Annotated in this window: 8 protein-coding genes; 6 read left to right on the top strand and 2 right to left on the bottom strand. The window is 54.4% G+C overall.

Going from position 1 to position 16,502, the window contains the following annotated elements; genetic code table 11:
- Positions 1-63 precede the first annotated feature (63 nt).
- From ACR3ZL_RS27070 to ACR3ZL_RS27050, 5 genes are all read left to right on the top strand, one after another.
- Positions 64-945, top strand: a complete 882-nt coding sequence (locus tag ACR3ZL_RS27070; protein ID WP_473649977.1) for an RAD55 family ATPase — start codon at positions 64-66, stop codon at positions 943-945.
- A 238-nt stretch (positions 946-1,183) separates the two neighbouring features.
- Entirely contained in the window at positions 1,184-1,720 is a 537-nt protein-coding gene (locus ACR3ZL_RS27065) for a hypothetical protein (protein ID WP_473649978.1), read from the top strand.
- A 77-nt stretch (positions 1,721-1,797) separates the two neighbouring features.
- On the top strand, positions 1,798-3,477 hold the full coding sequence (locus ACR3ZL_RS27060; RefSeq protein WP_473649979.1) for a type II secretion system protein GspD: 1,680 nt from the start codon (positions 1,798-1,800) through the stop codon (positions 3,475-3,477).
- Positions 3,478-3,488: 11 nt separating this feature from the next.
- Positions 3,489-5,069, top strand: coding sequence for a COG1470 family protein (locus ACR3ZL_RS27055; RefSeq protein WP_486173114.1), 1,581 nt, complete (start codon positions 3,489-3,491; stop codon positions 5,067-5,069).
- 266 nt (positions 5,070-5,335) lie between these two features.
- Complete coding sequence (locus tag ACR3ZL_RS27050; RefSeq protein ID WP_486173113.1) at positions 5,336-11,197, top strand: DUF11 domain-containing protein; 5,862 nt, start codon at positions 5,336-5,338, stop codon at positions 11,195-11,197.
- Between the two features lie 82 nt (positions 11,198-11,279).
- Here ACR3ZL_RS27050 and ACR3ZL_RS27045 read toward each other — a convergent pair whose 3' ends face one another.
- Positions 11,280-12,278, bottom strand: coding sequence for a DnaJ C-terminal domain-containing protein (locus ACR3ZL_RS27045; protein WP_473649982.1), 999 nt, complete (start codon positions 12,276-12,278; stop codon positions 11,280-11,282).
- 1 nt (position 12,279) lies between these two features.
- Here ACR3ZL_RS27045 and ACR3ZL_RS27040 point away from each other — a divergent pair, with 1 nt between their 5' ends.
- Entirely contained in the window at positions 12,280-14,121 is a 1,842-nt protein-coding gene (locus ACR3ZL_RS27040) for a CehA/McbA family metallohydrolase domain-containing protein (RefSeq protein WP_473649983.1), read from the top strand.
- Between the two features lie 39 nt (positions 14,122-14,160).
- On the opposite strand, the gene ACR3ZL_RS27035 is transcribed toward ACR3ZL_RS27040, so the two are convergent.
- Entirely contained in the window at positions 14,161-16,218 is a 2,058-nt protein-coding gene (locus tag ACR3ZL_RS27035) for a M13 family metallopeptidase (RefSeq protein ID WP_473649984.1), read from the bottom strand.
- Positions 16,219-16,502: the final 284 nt, after the last annotated feature.

Here is a 16,502-nt window from a genome sequence, read left to right as displayed (position 1 = left end):
TAGAATGCCGGCGAAATCGAAATTGATATCGTATTTACCACAACCATCTGAGAATGACGCTCCGTGAACCATCGACTGAAAACTGGGATTGAAGGCCTCGACGCACTGCTGGGGGGCGGGTTGCTGCCTGGGAAGTTGACGGTGGTCTTAGGAGCAACCGGGATTGGGAAAACGCAACTCGGTGTCTCGTTTGCAGATTATGGTCGGCAACAAGAGGGCCAGCGCGGTGTGGTTTTTGATCTGACATCGCGTGGGGATGCGCAGAACCACTTTGAATATGCCGCCAGTCAGCGAGATTGGGAGATGGCGGTTTACTCAGCGGTCGGCCGAGTTGATCCGGACCTGATTTGGGATCCGGTAAAGGCTCGTCAAGATTATCTGCATCTGTTTGAACATTCCGGACGACGGGTCACCGCCGGCGACTTGGACTCGGAAGGTTGGCGGCAATGGAAGGCGGAACAAACCCGCAAACTGGATCACACGATTGCGTTTTTGTATGGCAACTTCGTCCATGGAGTTCGTCGTTTGGTGGTCGATGGTGTTGAGCCGGTTGAACGCGCAGCAGAATCCATTCAGTTTGAAATGTTCGAATATGTCTATCATCAAATCTTGATGAAGGAACACGATTGGGTTGCCCGAGACCTGTTCCGAGTTGGGTATCGTGCCAATGAAGATCAGGTGACGAAACACGCTTACGATCGAAACGACTTAGGTTGCTTGCTGCTCGCTACGAGTCATGAGGTGATGTTGGATGACCTCATATCGCGACCAATCGAAAGCGGCGATGTGATGTCCGGTGCCAACACCATCGTCTTGATGGGAAAGACTCGGGATGGCAATCGAATGGGGCGAGCACTGTATGTCGCTAAGCATCGCGGCAGCGCTTGCGAAGAATCCATCGTGCCGTATGAGATCGACGACAATGGCATTCGCCTTCTTGCATAGGACTGCGCGACTGATGTGGTCACCGAATAATTTGCGTTGTTCCGGCGTGTTTTTTCGAAAAAAGACATGATCAACCTGCTCAAAATGTGCTGTTTTTCATTGGTGTAGTCCCGGGGGAGAAACCGATGAACCTAGGCAGGGGGGGCTGTTTGGCGCGGTAGGGCACATTTGCCGCTTCGACACTCTCACCTCATATGGCAGAGAGTTTCGTTGGATAGCAAGATCCTAGGGGCAAATTATGAAGAAGATCGCGACTGCATTGTTGGTGTTTGGATTCGCACTGTGCGTGAGTTCAAAGTCCCAAGCACAGACCTCTGTTTCGACAGATTTTTGTGTTCAAGTTCAGAGTTCGCTGGCGATCTTGGCACCCAATGGCCCGGTTGCGTTGATTCACGATGGCACGATTGGAATCAAAACCTTTCAGCCTCAAACGTTTACCGTCGTCAATAATGATTCGGACGGGGCGACGGTAACGTTCGCCACAACGACGGGGTTTGTGCATGGCACACTGCCACTGCTCTTCCGCGACGTCGAGCTTTCCCTCGCAGTCGGATCAGCTGACGCCGGATCCAACTGGACGGTCGATACAGCAACCGATCAAACGGATGTGTTCAGTGTTCTGACTCCCGACTTTTCAGCAGAAGTTCAGGCAAGTTCTTCTGCGGCCGGAAACGCGGAATTGGATTTGACCGTGGCGATGGATAGCGGGTTGTTGTCAACGCTTGTCCCAGGAACTTACTGCACCACGGTATTGGCTACGATTACGGCAAACTGATCGTAACGGAAGACAGAGGTTGTCGCTAAACGATGTCCTCACTTCTATCCACTTCCGCTAACGCAAGGAACAAATGCATGCGATTGAGCAACATGCTTTGCTATGTTTGCATGATTTGTCTGTTGGCGGGCGCCGGCTGCAAACAGCTTTCCAGTCAGGTGCAGGAAGAGTCTTCAATGAGTCCGTTGCTAACGGATTCCTTTTTTGAAGTGTCAAAAGAAGCTGGTTTAGCGAGAGTGCAGTCGTTCGAGAAGTCGGCGACAAGTGAAGTTCTTCCAGAACCGATTGCGAAACCCAAGCAGGAACTTGCGTCACGAATTACATCGTTGGGACCAACGATCGAGCTGGATCAACCGGGCCAGTTGCACGCACCGAACTGGTCTCAAACGCAAGAGACACCGGTTGCGAAAGTGCCTAAGAATAGAAACGCCAACCCGCCCTTTCGAGCGGCTGCCTATCGTTTGCCATCCACCAGACAAGACGCCCGAACCCGTGCCGATTCGGTCGTTTTCCGTGGTCAGCATCAGGGAGCGCCACCGGCCTCGGTCGCTGCAGTGGGTTACGAGTTTGAGCATTTGTTGGCCCAGCCTGATGTGCAGCAGACGATTGGCGGAGAGGTGCTGTTGAGTGATGCGTTTGTGGAAACGGATGTTCGACAAGCGATTCATTCATTGTCGGAGCAGGCTGGGTTGTCGGTGATCATTGACGATCAAGTCCGCGGTTCGGTGACGGCGGTCATTGAGGACGAGACCTTCGAACGGGCGCTGCGTAAGATGCTGCTGCCGTTGGGTTATACCTGGCGGCAAGACGGTGCCGACTTCTATGTTGGGTTAGCTGACCCCGCATCCGCTTTGTTCCCGTATCTGGCAGAGCGGTATGTCTATGAGGCTTGCCATCGGACGCCGGAAAGTTTGAGATCGCAGTTGCCGGTTCGTCACTTGCCGTTTGTACGGGTGGTTGAACAGGGCGGAAAGCTTGCGATCGAAGCGCCGCCCATCACCGCACAACAAGTGCTGCGAGAACTCGAAGAGATTGACGTTAGCGTCCCTCAAGTGACGCTTGAAGCAGTCGTTTGTGTATACAGTCCCGAAACCAATTTTCGATTTGGTTTCGATGTGCAACAAGGTGTGACACTGGATGGTTGCAATACCAGCATGTTGTCGCTCGATAGCCTGGGCATTTCAGGTCAATACGGACCGGCTGGTTTTAATTCCCAGTTGAACAACTTTGAATACACCAGCATGTTTCTACGTGCACTGGAGCAGAAGGGGTATGTGAAGATCCGGGCTGCTCCTCGCGTGACAACTGAAGACGGAAAGAAGGCGGAAATCCACATTGGACGCGAATCGTTTTTCAGTGTGCAACCAACGGGAGCCGGGGTGGTTTATCGCCAAGACGTTCAGAAGGTGGACTCCGGTATCATGCTTGAGCTGACCCCTGAAATTCGAGCGCCTAACGTCACCATTCACATCGAACGAGCCGAAGTCAGCGAAGACATTCGCAGTGATGAAACCCAAGCCAATGCCTACGACATGTTTCCGGTAATCAACCGTCGGCGGGTTTCGACATCGGTACATGTTCAGGATGGCCAAACGATCGTGATCGGCGGGCTGACCCAAAGTCAGAAAGTGGATCAAGTCAACAAGTTGCCATTGTTGGGCGACGTTCCTTATCTGGGGCGACTCTTTCAACGCATCGAGCAGCGTGAACAAGAGGCGGAAGTGGCCATCTTTATCTCACCCACAATCGTTTATTAAGTGCGATGAAAATGAAGTTCAATCGTAGCGTCTCGATGTTGCTTGTCACGATTTCGATGGCGTTCATGGCCGTGCCCATTCAGGGACAGTCGCCCGCATCGCGTTCGGGAATGACGGAGATCGATGGGCAGTTTCGGCCGACGTTTCGCATCGACCCATTGGTCTTTGAGTGCCAGGCGAGACCAGGGCAAACGGTGCGTTTCAAATTTCAATTGCACAGTAGCACCAAGCCAGTGGACCTGCTTGTGCAACCGGTGTCGCTGAAGCAGCATCGTGACGGCAAAATTACTGCGGCGGACACCCTTGATCGCAATGATTCGGTACGTTTGCAGACGCAATCGCGAATCCGTTTGCGAGCCGGTGAACAGCGAGAAATCGAAGGCACTTGGACACTGGCTCGAGACCGGGGGCAGTTTGTCAGTGTTGGTCTGTTGATCACCGACTTGGCCGAGCAGCCGTTGCCTCGTCAGAGCGGCGAACGAACGGTTGGAATCCGATTCGTAACCCGGTATCTATTGCGTCTTGAAGCCGACATTCGTCAGCCCAATGCCGTGACGGGAGATCTACGTCTGACTTCGGCTAGACTCATCGATCGCAATGGCTTTGCGGAGGTCAATGCTTTGTTGTGGAACACCCATGATGCAGGGCGTCGATTGCAGGCAAAGGCTCGGCTGTTGGATGAAACGGGGAACATCGTGGTGGACGATGTACCGTTGGGCGTTCCTGCTCGCATGAACCAGCCTGAGCCGAAACGGACCGAAGTCGTCTTGCTTCCGCAAAGTCAGGTAACGCTGACGACTCGTGTTCCTGATCCAGTGTATCCCGGCAAGTATCAACTGCAGATCGTCGTACTGGATGGTCGGTCAGTCGTTCATGATGAGTCCGTTCCGATCACGGTCGGTGAGTACGACTTTCAGGCTCAACGGAGTGTGACGGCGAGAATCTTGAAGTCCATTCGGGTTGAACCGTCGGCGGTTGAATTATCCACCTTGCGTGGTGGCAATCGTATCGTCCCCTTATCGCTTCAGAATCACGGCGGGGATGTCGTGACCATGCACTTGGTTGCGCAGGATCAAGGTGGGAAACCGGCGTCTTGGTTGAAGATTCGGCCGGCCCAGATCACTCTCGCCGCGGGTGCGAAACGCAACGTCATGGTGATGATGAACGGCAGGTCCAAGAACGAGGGCAACCAATATGGCGAGCTCCGTTTGGTCGCAAAATCCGATGCGATTGCGACATCGGCAACGTTGCGATTGCCCGTTGCGATGCTAAATCAGGATCGGCCGGAAGCCGCGGAAATTTCCCTCGGCGAGCTTCAGTGGGACGAAACCGCGACCGGCGTTCTGCAGATCCCCGTTCATAATGAGGGGACACAACATGTTGCGCCGCACTTGTCCTTAAGCGTTTCACGAGGGAATGAGGTTCCGGTCGTCCGGGAAGCGGGATTCCACACTTGGTTGTTGCCAGGAGAATCACGGACATTGCGTTTTCATGTACCCAATCTTTCGGCGGGCGAATACCAGGCGACAATTGACTATCTAGCGGAACGCGGCGCTAACCCAGCGACAGTGAAGCAATCGATCCGTCGTTGAGTCGGACTGCCGTCGCTGAGTCGGACTGGTGGGGCACTTCGGAATGGTGTGTCGTTGGTAAGCGACCTTGGAATGCGTGCCACCGGATTAGCCACGGTCAGGTGGACCATTTTCCCGTTGCGAAAACAGGCTGAAACTGCGTGGGCGACAGGCTACAACGCGGGCTTTTGTCATTTGTCGTAAAACCTCTCATCTTCCCTATCTCTTCTTCTCTGCGTATCTTTCCTGGCGATGTTCTAGGGTTTAGGTCGCAGGAGAAGGTCTAGATGGGATTCCGAAGACTTCGTTCAAACCAAGTGGCTCAACGCCGCTCGCTTTCCAACGTTCAAAGCCGATCGTCACGTCAAACTCGGCGCCGATTGATGTTGGAACCGCTGGAAGGAAGGCGATTGCTTGCTGTCGCGTCTGATCTAGCCAACCTGACCGGACTGGTCTACGACGACTTTTCCGGCGACGGGTTTACCGCAGGCGAGGCTGTCGAGGGAGCCGTCCTGGATTTGTATTTAGGTGACGGGGATGACCAGTTTGAGCCGGGGGCCGGCGATACCGAACTGCGGATGACAACGACCGACGCATCGGGAAGCTACTCGTTCGAACGGCTGCCGGCGGGACAGTACTACGTGGTGCAGCCGGCCCAGACAATCGACGGGCGGACCTTGCAACGATTCGTTTCAGACCCAATCACGATCACGTCCACCCAGGCTGGTGGTCAGGTGATTCGCACTATCGATGGTTTCGACCAGGATTCGCAATCGGTTGCTGACGATACCAACGATGGGAATCCGTCGACGTCGACCCAAGCCAGTGTTGACGTTTTGGGCGGGGCGAGAGACTTGTTGGTGAATCTAACCAGCACCGATGGTACGATCGAAATCACGGTGAACGATACCAATAGCTCTGACCTTTTGAAGATCAGTTCCGATGGGCTGGGAGATGGTCGGCGGAGTGTGATCTATGACGGAAACGGTGACGCGCCGGAAACGATCGAAGCGACGGGGCTAAACAATTTTGATTTGACACAAGGTGGACAGGCATCCGGCATTGGTCTGGCAATGAATTCCGTCATTCCCGATGGGATCGCATTGGTACGGATTTATTCCGATCCCAATAGTGATGGCAATATCGGAGTCAGCACGGCGACTTTGGATATCCAGCGGTCGACAACACGACCAACCATCACGGAGTTCATTGACTTCGATGACTTTGTCACTACATCAGGTGGTGGTGCTGATTTCACGCAGATTGGTGCGATTGAAATCGAGATCCAGGGTGGACCAGACTATGACGCGTTGGCAAATCAGTTTGTCACGTTGGGGTCCAATGAGATTGCCGTTGCTGACTTCAGCAATTTTGAGTCGGTAGATTTAAGACTGACCAAGGAATTAGTGACAACCGACGCCACTTTCAATCAACCGGTTACGTTCACGTTGACGCTCGTCAATGACGGTCAAGACACAGCGACGGGAATCGTTGTCACGGACACACTCCCGTCAGGAATCACCTTTCAGAGCGATCAGCCTTCGCTGGGGACATTCAGTCCGACAAGCGGCGAGTGGTCGATCGCATCTCTGCCGATGGGAGCAACAGCAACGCTTTCAATAACGGGTGTTTTGACATCCGAAACCACACAGACCAACACCGCGGAAGTGACGGCGGTGCAACAGTTTGACACCGACAGCACGCCGGACAATGGCGATCCCGACGAGGATGACCAAGCAACGGCAAGTGTAACAGCAACGCAGATCAACCTATCGCTTGATAAGACGGTTTCCAATGTCCGTCCTAACGTAGGCGATACCGTGACGTATCAGATCGTTCTGTCTAACACCGGCGCGGATACGGCTACCAATGTGATTGTGGAAGAGACGTTGCCCAGTGGGTTGGTGTTGACAGGCAATTTGCCGTCAACGGGTACATTTAATACCGGGAATCGTCGTTGGACAATTCCATCGCTGGCATCGGGTGAGCAGGCAACCTTGGAATTAATGGTGCTGGTGAATCAGTCCGGTAGCTTCACCAACGTGGCGGAAGTGATTGCGGCCGATCAACGCGATACGAACAGCACGCCTAATAACGACGATTTGGACGAGGATGATCAAGACGACGCGACCTTTGAAACACAAGTCGCTGACTTGTCGGTCACCAAAGCGATCTCCGGTGGCGCCGCGACGGTGGGTGACAACGTTACGTTCACGATCACCTTGAATAACGAGGGACCCGATCCAGCAACCAACGTGAATGTTCGCGATGTCCTGCCAACGGGGCTGACCTATGTGAGTGATTCGGCCACGCTGGGGGATTACGATTTTAGCACAGGGATCTGGTCAATGCCTTCCGTGCCGGTTGATAGCGGGACCAGCAGTCCGGTTGTCTTGACCCTCGTCGCTGCCGTCCAGAACGCGGGAAGCAAGACCAATGTTGTCGAAATTATATCGTCGGATCAGGTCGATTCTGATAGCACGCCGGGCAATGGGAACACGACCGAGGACGATTACGCTTCCGTCATTGTGACACCGGTGACGATTGATTTGCAGTTGAGCAGTGAGGTGAGCTCCACACGTCCCGGACCGGAGGAAACGTTCACCTACACACTGACGCTTACCAACACCAGTTCGAGCGACGCCACAGGGGTGATGGTGCAAGATAGCCTGCCCGATGGAGTGACTTTTCAGTCCAGTACCGCGGGCCAGGTATACTCTTCGTCGACCGGGATTTGGAACGTGGGTAACGTCGCCGCTGGCGAGACTCGCACCCTTGAAATCGACGTCATACTCAACCCAAATCGAATTGCGATTTTCGACTCGATCGTCAACACTGCACAAGTAACGGCAGCCAACGAATTCGATACGGATAGCACGCCAGGCAATTCCGTCGCGAGCGAAGATGATCAAACCAGTGTAACGGTCGTTCCTGCACGTGCAGATTTGTCTCTCGCAAAAACGAGCGACAGCACGCAATCCAGTGTGGGCGAAGAGGTAACGTTCACGATCACGGCACGTAACGATGGCCCCGATCCGTCAGGCCAGTTCATTGTTTCCGATCCGATTCCCAGCGGAGCGACGTTTGTACGCGCGAACGCAACTATCGGCGTCTATAGCGAAGTGACAGGGCAATGGAGTGTCCCGGGACTTGCCAATGATGAATCGTCCACTCTTTCGATCGTCTTGATCAGTACGGTTGCGGGCTCGATCGACAACGTTGCCGAAATTATCTCGGCAACCCTTCCCGATACCGATAGCACGCCTGGAAATTCGGTTGAGGGGGAAGACGATCAAGCGAGTGCATCCGTTCAAGCTCAAGCGATCAACCTGTCTTTGGACAAAGTCGTTGATATCGCCACGCCACGGGTTGGTGAAACATTTCGTTATACGATCACGGTTACCAATTCGGGGCCAGACACGGCAACGAATATTGTCATCGGCGAAACGATACCAACGGCGATTTCCATCGTTGACAGCCTTCCCGAATCGGGAACGTATGTGACTTCGACTCGGCGTTGGACGATTCCTTCGCTGGCTGCAGGTGATTCCACGCAGCTTTTCCTGGACGCCCGAATCAACAGTCTCACCAATTTGCCCGAGGGTGATCTCGTGAACACGGCCGAAGTGATTTCGGTCGACCAGTTCGATCTCAATAGCACGCCAGGCAATAACGATCCCGATGAAGACGATCAGGATGCGGCCAGTGTGCGAGTTCCCATCGCGGACATTTCGATTGATAAGACCACGTTAACTCCGTCGCCCAACGTCGGTGAAACCGCTCGGTTTGAAATCGTTGTCTCCAACGCTGGGCCTGATGTCGCGACGAACCTGGTAATCCGTGATTTGCTTCCCGATGGATTGGCATATCGATCCGATAGCCAGAGTGACGCGTCGGGAGTCTACGTGTCCAGTACAGGTTTATGGTCGATCCCTTCGCTGGGCGTTGGGCAATCCATGACGCTGCAAATCAATGCGGACGTAAATGAATCGGGAACGTTTACCAACGTCGCCGAGTTGATCGAAGTTGACCAAGACGATCCCGATTCGACACCAGACAACAATCTTTTGTCCGAAGATGATCAAGATAGCGACCAATTGACGACGCCCATCATCGATTTGTCGCTTGCGAAAGTCGCTTCGGTCGCAAGGCCGGCGGTTGGTAGCGAGGTCTCTTTCACGTTAACGGTAACGAATTCAGGCCCCGATACTGCGACCGGTGTGGTCGTGGCAGACTCGTTGCCCAGCGGGTTTCAGTTTTCGTCAGCAACGCCGTCGGCTGCCTATTCGTCATCAACGGGACGTTGGACGGTCGGTACCCTAGCGAGCGGTGATTCCAGTGAACTGGTTATACGCGGTACTGTTGGCAACGAGGAAACGATTACCAATGTTGCTGAGGTGATCGAAGCGGATCAATTCGATCGCGACAGCACGCCGGGGAATGGATTTGATAACGGCGAAGACGATGCCGCGTCGGTATCGATCACGCCAGCGAGTGCGGATTTGTCGTTGACTAAGAGCGTCAATGACAACACGCCCAATGTGGGGGACGATGTCACGTTCACGTTGACCATTCGCAACGATGGGCCTGATGCGGCTGAGGACATCGAAGTGACCGACTCGCTGCCGTTTGGGCTAACGAACGTTCGTTCGCAAACCGCGACGGGAAGCTTTAGTGTTAGCGATGGGGTCTGGCGAATTCCAACGCTCGCCGCAGGTGGATCGGCGACTTTGGACATTACCGCCACCGTCGACTTTGACGACAACAATACTAGTGATCCAGTGGTCCGCACCAACTTTGCGGAAATCACGGCATCATCGCAGCGTGACCCGGACAGCACGCCGGGAAATCGAGCGGGTGAGGATGACGAAGCCTCAGTGGAGTTCACGCCACAATTGATTGACCTCGCGTTGACGAAGGGTGTCAGTGATACCCGGCCGAATGTCAACGAGACCATCGAGTACGTAGTCACCGTTCGCAATGATGGCCCCAGCACCGCCACGGGGATTGTCGTCGCCGATCCATTGCCCAGCGGTTTGACCTTTGCTTCCTTCAGTGCCGACGATGGAACTTACAACCAACAGACCGGTCGTTGGACGATTCCGGAACTTGCTGCGGGCAGTTCAACCACGCTCATCCTGCGGGCAACAGTGAGCCCCAATGTCGACAATCTCGATGTGATCTTGGCCGAAGGGATTGTGAATATCGCTGAAATCATTGATGCCGATCAGCCGGATCGGGACAGCACACCTGGCAATGGGGCGGGTGAGGATGACTATGCCGCGGTGACCATTACGTTGCCGCGGGCTGATCTTTCGCTGACCAGTAGCGTGAGTAACGCGACGCCCGACCGAAACGAGACGGTTCAGTTTTTGGTCACGATTCGTAACGACGGTCCAGACGTTGCAACAGGAATTGTGATTTCTGAATCGGTGCCTGCGGGTCTAACCGATGTCGAGATTATCGCGTTGCGTGGTGATTACAACGAATCCACTAATCGTTGGACGCTCGATCAACTTGAAGTGGGCCAGAGTGCTACGTTGCAGGTGAGCGGACGCGTGAGTTCGCCGGATACGTTGACCAACACGGCGGAAATTATTCTGGCGGACCAGTTTGATCCGGACAGTGTTGCTGGAAATGGAGTTGTTGGAGAAGACGATTTGACGGATGTGACTGCGGTTCCTCGTGTGGTGGACGTAAGCGTGTCAGCGGTCGTCAGCCCGGAAGAAATCGTCCTCGGCGATACCGTGCAGTTGGTGGTAACGGTCCAGAACGGTTCGGCGAGTACGCTGGTGCAGACCGCGGCGTTGGCTGATCGGCCGATTTCCGATGCGACCGGTGTGGTTGTGGAAATTGATATCCCCGATGGGCTTAGTTTGACGGATGTGGATCCGGCTTCAGCCAATTTTGACCCGGTTACTGGACGCTGGACGGTTGGCGACTTAGCCGCCGGTACGAGCCAGCAGCTCACCCTCCGCTTCTTGGTGACGGAACAAAATGCGAAGGTGTTTGGCATCGAAGTAGTCGAAACCAATGAATTCGATAGCGACAGCACCGCTGGGAATGGCGTTACCGGTGAGGACGACCAAACGGAAGCCACAGTCCGGCCACCACGGACCTTGTCCAAACGCTTGTTCTTGAGTCGTTGAAAACGGCGAAATCGATAGACAAAACAAAACCCAGGGTGCACTGGCAGCCTGGGTTTCGATGACGTGTTCGATTGAGTGCGACTTAGAACTTCAGATCGTTTCGAGGTTCAAAGTCTTGAGCTTCTTCAAACTGCTTGATCAATTCGATTGCCGACTCGGAAAGTTCTTCGGGCAATTGAATCTGCAGCTCGACGATCAGATCACCTGGGTTACCGGAGCTGAACTGAATGCCTTGGCCTTTGAGCCGCAATCGCTTTCCGCTGCGGCTACCCGCTGGTATCGAGAGCGTCACGGTGCCTTTCGGGGTGGGAACATCGACCTTGGCACCCATTGCCGCTTCGCCCACCGTGATCGGCAGTTTGACTTCAAGATTTCGCCCAACTCGATCAAAAAAGGCATGTTCATCGATCTTGATGATCAAGATCAAATCGCCTGGCTCGCCGCCGGGGACCTGTTGGCCTTGGCCGCGAAGCCGAATCTTGGCACCCTCTTCGACCCCGGCTGGGATCGTGACTGAAAGTTTCTCGTTCTTTCCGGTCCCGGTGGGATAGAACTCTGCCTTGCCGCCGAGAACCGCTTTTTCAAACGGAATCGATAGCTCGTAACGCGTGTTGGCTCCCCGTTGCGGTGGTGCAGGTTGCGATCGCCGACCGCCACCGAAGGGACTGCCTCCACCGCCCGGTGAGGCGCCACCACCGAGGATTTGTTCGAAGAAGTCGTTGAAACCGTTCTCGAATCCAGGCCCTCCACCTGCTCCGCCGCCACCCCGTCCGGCAGCTCCGAAGATTTGTTCCAGGTCCAAGCCGTCAAAGGATGGTCCGCCACCTCCGCCGGCACCCGGTTGATAACCGCCACGGATTTTCTCGAAATCGCTGCCGTAGCGGTCGTAAGCAGCGCGTTTTTGCTCGTCGCTTAGGACTTCATAGGCTTCTTGGACACGTTTGAACTTTTCTTGGGCCGCTTTGTCGTCCGGGTTCATGTCCGGGTGGTACTTGCGCGCCAGTTTGCGATAGGCTTTTTGCAATGCGGACTTGTCCGCGTCGCGAGAAACCTCGAGGGTTTGATAAAGGTCTTCAGCCACGGTGAATGTTCAAAAAAGAGTAGTTGCGTGTCAATTTGGCAGCTTTCATGCGTTTGCTAAGACTGTAGCAAACGACAAACCAATTACCGATAGGTCTGTTGTCGAAGGTGGACGCTGGACGCCGCTAAGCGAGGCATTGGGATCGGTATTTCGGTGCTGTCGTGTTTCTTGGGCGATGCTCGCGACCGCCGGTGTAATGCTTGCGGTTGCTTGGTTAATCCTTGCGGCTCAGCCGGGGCAAGCCGCCGAGGGAACCTTGACATTGCGTGTCGTTGATGAGGCGAGTGGCGAGCCCATTTCGGCTCGAGTGGAGCTGACGCGACCGACGCTGGTTTCGCCGCGAGCGAAAGCTCGAAACTCCCGCCGCGATAACATCCGCGTGGTGCGTCCCCTGCCTGCTCGGGGCACAATCGGGACGTCGTTCGGGTTCATTTTGGAAGACTCAGTCAAACTGAACTTGAAGGAGGGGCCTTACCAGTTTCGTGTAACGCGAGGACCGGAGTACCGGGTGATTCGCGGGGATTTCGTGATCGAGAAGACTAGTGTGGACGAGCACGTGGTTTCGCTTCCCCGGATTCTCGACATGAGCGAGCTGGGCTGGACGAGTGGGGATTGCTTGGTACCGAAGTCGGACGACGATCTTCCTCGCCGCTTGTCAGGCGAAATGTTGAAGGTGGCATTAGAGGAAGGCGGTGAGCCGACATCGGTGGAAGTGAAGGGTGGACTGGCGTTCTATTCGACTGGTGATGCTAAGCAAGATAGCGCGCAACAAGGAGATGCTGAGCCAAATTCACGTGCTGATGCTGATTTCGCTGCACTGGATGAAGTGAAGAAGATTACTTTGAGTCGACGAGACGCCGGCCGTGAAGCTCTGCTAGGTTCGAGCGCTGATACTAAGATTGCGATCGAGAATCCGTTTACATGGCCGTTGCCGGTTTACTTGGCTAGCCAACAAGTTGATGGCTGTTTTGTGCTGGGAGACTGGTTGAGGTTGGATGCTACCGTATCGCGTCCAAGTTCCGGTCGACCTTATCCGGGCGAGATGTTACCGGACAACCGATCGTTGGGCCGGGAAGCTGAACAGATCTATTGGGAAATGCTGGGTGCCGGATTCCGCATCGCACCGCTGGCGGGCACCGGTGATGAAGCAAGAGATCATCCGGTGGGTTACAACCGGTTGTACGTTGCGACTCAAGCAAACGAATCGTCATCCTATGAGCGTGCGTTGGCCAATCGAATGGCGGCGCGGAACGATGAACTTGAGAATCAAAGCAACTCAAGCGGACAGCCCGCAGTGGGACAGGCAACCACCGAACAACAAAAGTGGTGGGACGGCGCATGGCGCGGGGAAAGCTTTGTGACCAACGGACCGTTGTTACAGCCGAAGCTGAATGGGTATTTACCTGGTCACGTTTTCGAACTTGGAGCCGGCGACGAATTGCAGCTAACACCGGAACTGACCATCACGGTTCAGGACCCAGTAGAGTACCTGGAGGTGATTTACAACGGCATGGTGCACACGACATCCAAGTTGGATGAGTTTGCGAAAGCCGGTGGACGACTAAAACCCATTCGCGTCGATCAATCGGGTTGGGCGTTGATCCGAGTGGTCACGTTGTACGAGGGCCACTTTCGGGCGGCGACTACGGCGCCTTGGTATTTCGAAGTCGACGGGAAACCTCGGATTTCGAAACGCAGCGTCAAGTTTTTTCAAACTTGGCTGGCTGATTACGAAGCGGAGTTGAAATCGCATCGCAATCGCGACTTGGCTGCTTATGCACCATTCATCCGAGCCGCTCGCCAGTTTTGGCAGGACCGCGCCGACCAGGCGAGTCACCGTTAGGTCACTCGCCTGGATCGCGAAAGCGAACAGCTTGATGGGTTACCAGATCCGGATGCGATCATCAGGAGCGAGGTAAAGCGGGGCGTCTTCGCCAATGTTGAACGCTTCGTACCAAGCATCCATGTTGCGAACGATTCCATTGACGCGGGATTCGCTAGGGCTGTGCGGGTCAGTGATTAGACGCTTGCGAAGCTCTTGTTCACGGTACAAACGACGCCAAATTTGTGACCAACCCAAGAAGAAGCGTTGGTCGCCGGTCAGGTCGTCGATCACGGGTCCGTCCTTGCCGTCCAGCGACAGCTTGTAGGCCGCGTACGAGACAGATAGACCACCGAGGTCGCCGATGTTTTCACCCAGCGTCAGTTCACCGTTGACGTTCATGTCGTCGAACGGTTTGAATTCGTTGTACTGGTCAACCAATCCAGATGCTCGCTTTTCGAACTCTTCGCGATCCGTTGGTGTCCACCAATTTCGAAGGTTCCCGTCACCATCGTACTTGCTTCCTTTGTCGTCGAAGCCGTGGCTAAGTTCGTGACCGATGACAGCACCAATGCCTCCATAGTTGACCGCGTCATCGGCAGCCATATTGAAAAACGGAGGTTGTAGGATCGCGGCGGGGAACACGATCTCGTTCATCGTTGGGTTGTAGTAGGCATTGATCGTTTGTGGCGTCATGTGCCACTCATTGCGATCAATTGGACCGCCTAGCTTATTGAGGTCGCGGTGGTACTCGAATTGTGCCGCGGCGATCATGTTGGTCGCGGGCGATCCTTTGACGATCGTCAAATTGGAGTAGTCTTTCCATTCATCGGGGTAGCCGATTTTGGTGGTGAACTTAGCCAGCTTTTGGAGAGCCTGTTTTTGAGTGCCCTTGCTCATCCATTCGCGTGACTCAATGCGTTGGGCAAAGGCTCGCTTCAGGTTTTCGACCAGCTCATTCATTCGAGCCTTGGCTTTGGGGGTGAAATGCTTTTCGACGTAAAGTTGCCCGACGACCTCGCCCAATACGCTGCCGGTCGCATCGACGGCCCGCTTCCACATGGGTTGTTGTTCATCGGTTCCTGAAACAGCTTTTCCATGGAATTCAAAGTGTCGACGTTCCAAGTCCTCGGTCAGCGACGAGGCGTATCCGTCGATGATTTGAAACTTCAAGTAGTTTTTCCACGCCGCAACGGGTTGCTCGGTGAGAACTTCGTCGAGGGCTTTGAAATAGCTTGGCTGGCGAACGACCAAGTTTTCCTGGTCAGATAGGCCAGCAGCGTCGAGCGTGTTTTGAGTGGGGAACTCAGCGACCAGTTCGTCGACTTCGGCGATGGTCTTCAGGTTGTAGGTCTTTTCCGGATCGCGGTTTTCAGTCTTCGTCCATTGGCGTTGAGCGATTTCTTTTTCAATCGTGAAAACCTGTTTCGCGGCCGCCTCGGGATCGTCCGTTTTCAGTTCCGTCAGCATGTCGGTGACGTAGGTTTGCAGTTCGTCTCGTAAAGTGGCGTAGCGTTGGTCGTCTTCGAGATAGTAGTCGCGGTCGGGCAGGGTGAGTCCGGACTGGGTGAGGTAGACGATGTATTGATCGCTGTTTTTCGCATCGACACTGACGTAGGCTGCCATCGGGCCGTAAATGCCACGCTGAGCCAGCCAACCGATTGCCGAGGCCAGATCCGCTTGCGTTTCGATGGCGTCGACCTTTTTCAGCAATGGTTCGATGGGAGTGATGCCAGCTTGATTGCGAGCGGCAACATCCAAAACGGATCGGTACATGTCGCCGACTTTTTGAGCCGGCGTACCTGACGGAGCGTTCTCTGCAGCAGCCTGATCGATCAGTTTTCGGACCTGTTCACGGGTGGCATCATCCAGCACTGTGAAAATGCCGTAGTCGGCTTTGTCAGCAGGAATCGGGGTTTCGTCGAGCCATTTCTGGTTGGCGTACAGATAAAAATTCTCGCCTGGTTTGACCGTTTCGCTGAATAACGACTGATCGATGCCCGCAACTTTGTTCGCGGAATCAGACGAAACGCTGGGTTTTTGTTCACCTTGAGCCTGGGTGACACTGGCGAGGAATAGCAGCAGCAGGACGGGAAGTGTGTGCGTCGTTGATTTCATGGTGTCCGATTCCTTGGATTGGATGCGATCTAAAACTGGTAAGGAAATAGAGGCGCTGTCAATTTGCGTGACCTAAGATTCTGGGCCATACGGTTCAGGTTGCCCAGTGGTTGGTTGAATGACCGCCAGGGAGGCCCGTATTGCATATAACCCTTGTAATCGCGACAAACGATAGACTGCCATTACTGGTGGATGAGATTGCCCCCCACTCTCGCATGTGAGTCTGCGGGCTACACTGATTTGATGTGGGTTAGGGGGATTAGGAAAAGGATCCATTCGAAGCA

This window comes from Rhodopirellula sp. J20-39 (genome assembly GCF_057365095.1).
The sequence above is the reverse complement of the archived record's forward strand: the minus strand, read 5'-3'. Positions and strand labels throughout refer to the sequence as shown.

What these genes read in the sequence shown, in the direction of transcription:
- ACR3ZL_RS27035 (WP_473649984.1), bottom strand. Translation starts at nt 16,218, where the DNA reads ATGAAATCAACGACGCACACACTTCCCGTCCTGCTGCTGCTATTCCTC.
- ACR3ZL_RS27055 (WP_486173114.1), top strand. Translation starts at nt 3,489, where the DNA reads ATGAAGTTCAATCGTAGCGTCTCGATGTTGCTTGTCACGATTTCGATG.
- ACR3ZL_RS27060 (WP_473649979.1), top strand. Translation starts at nt 1,798, where the DNA reads ATGCGATTGAGCAACATGCTTTGCTATGTTTGCATGATTTGTCTGTTG.
- ACR3ZL_RS27065 (WP_473649978.1), top strand. Translation starts at nt 1,184, where the DNA reads ATGAAGAAGATCGCGACTGCATTGTTGGTGTTTGGATTCGCACTGTGC.
- ACR3ZL_RS27050 (WP_486173113.1), top strand. Translation starts at nt 5,336, where the DNA reads ATGGGATTCCGAAGACTTCGTTCAAACCAAGTGGCTCAACGCCGCTCG.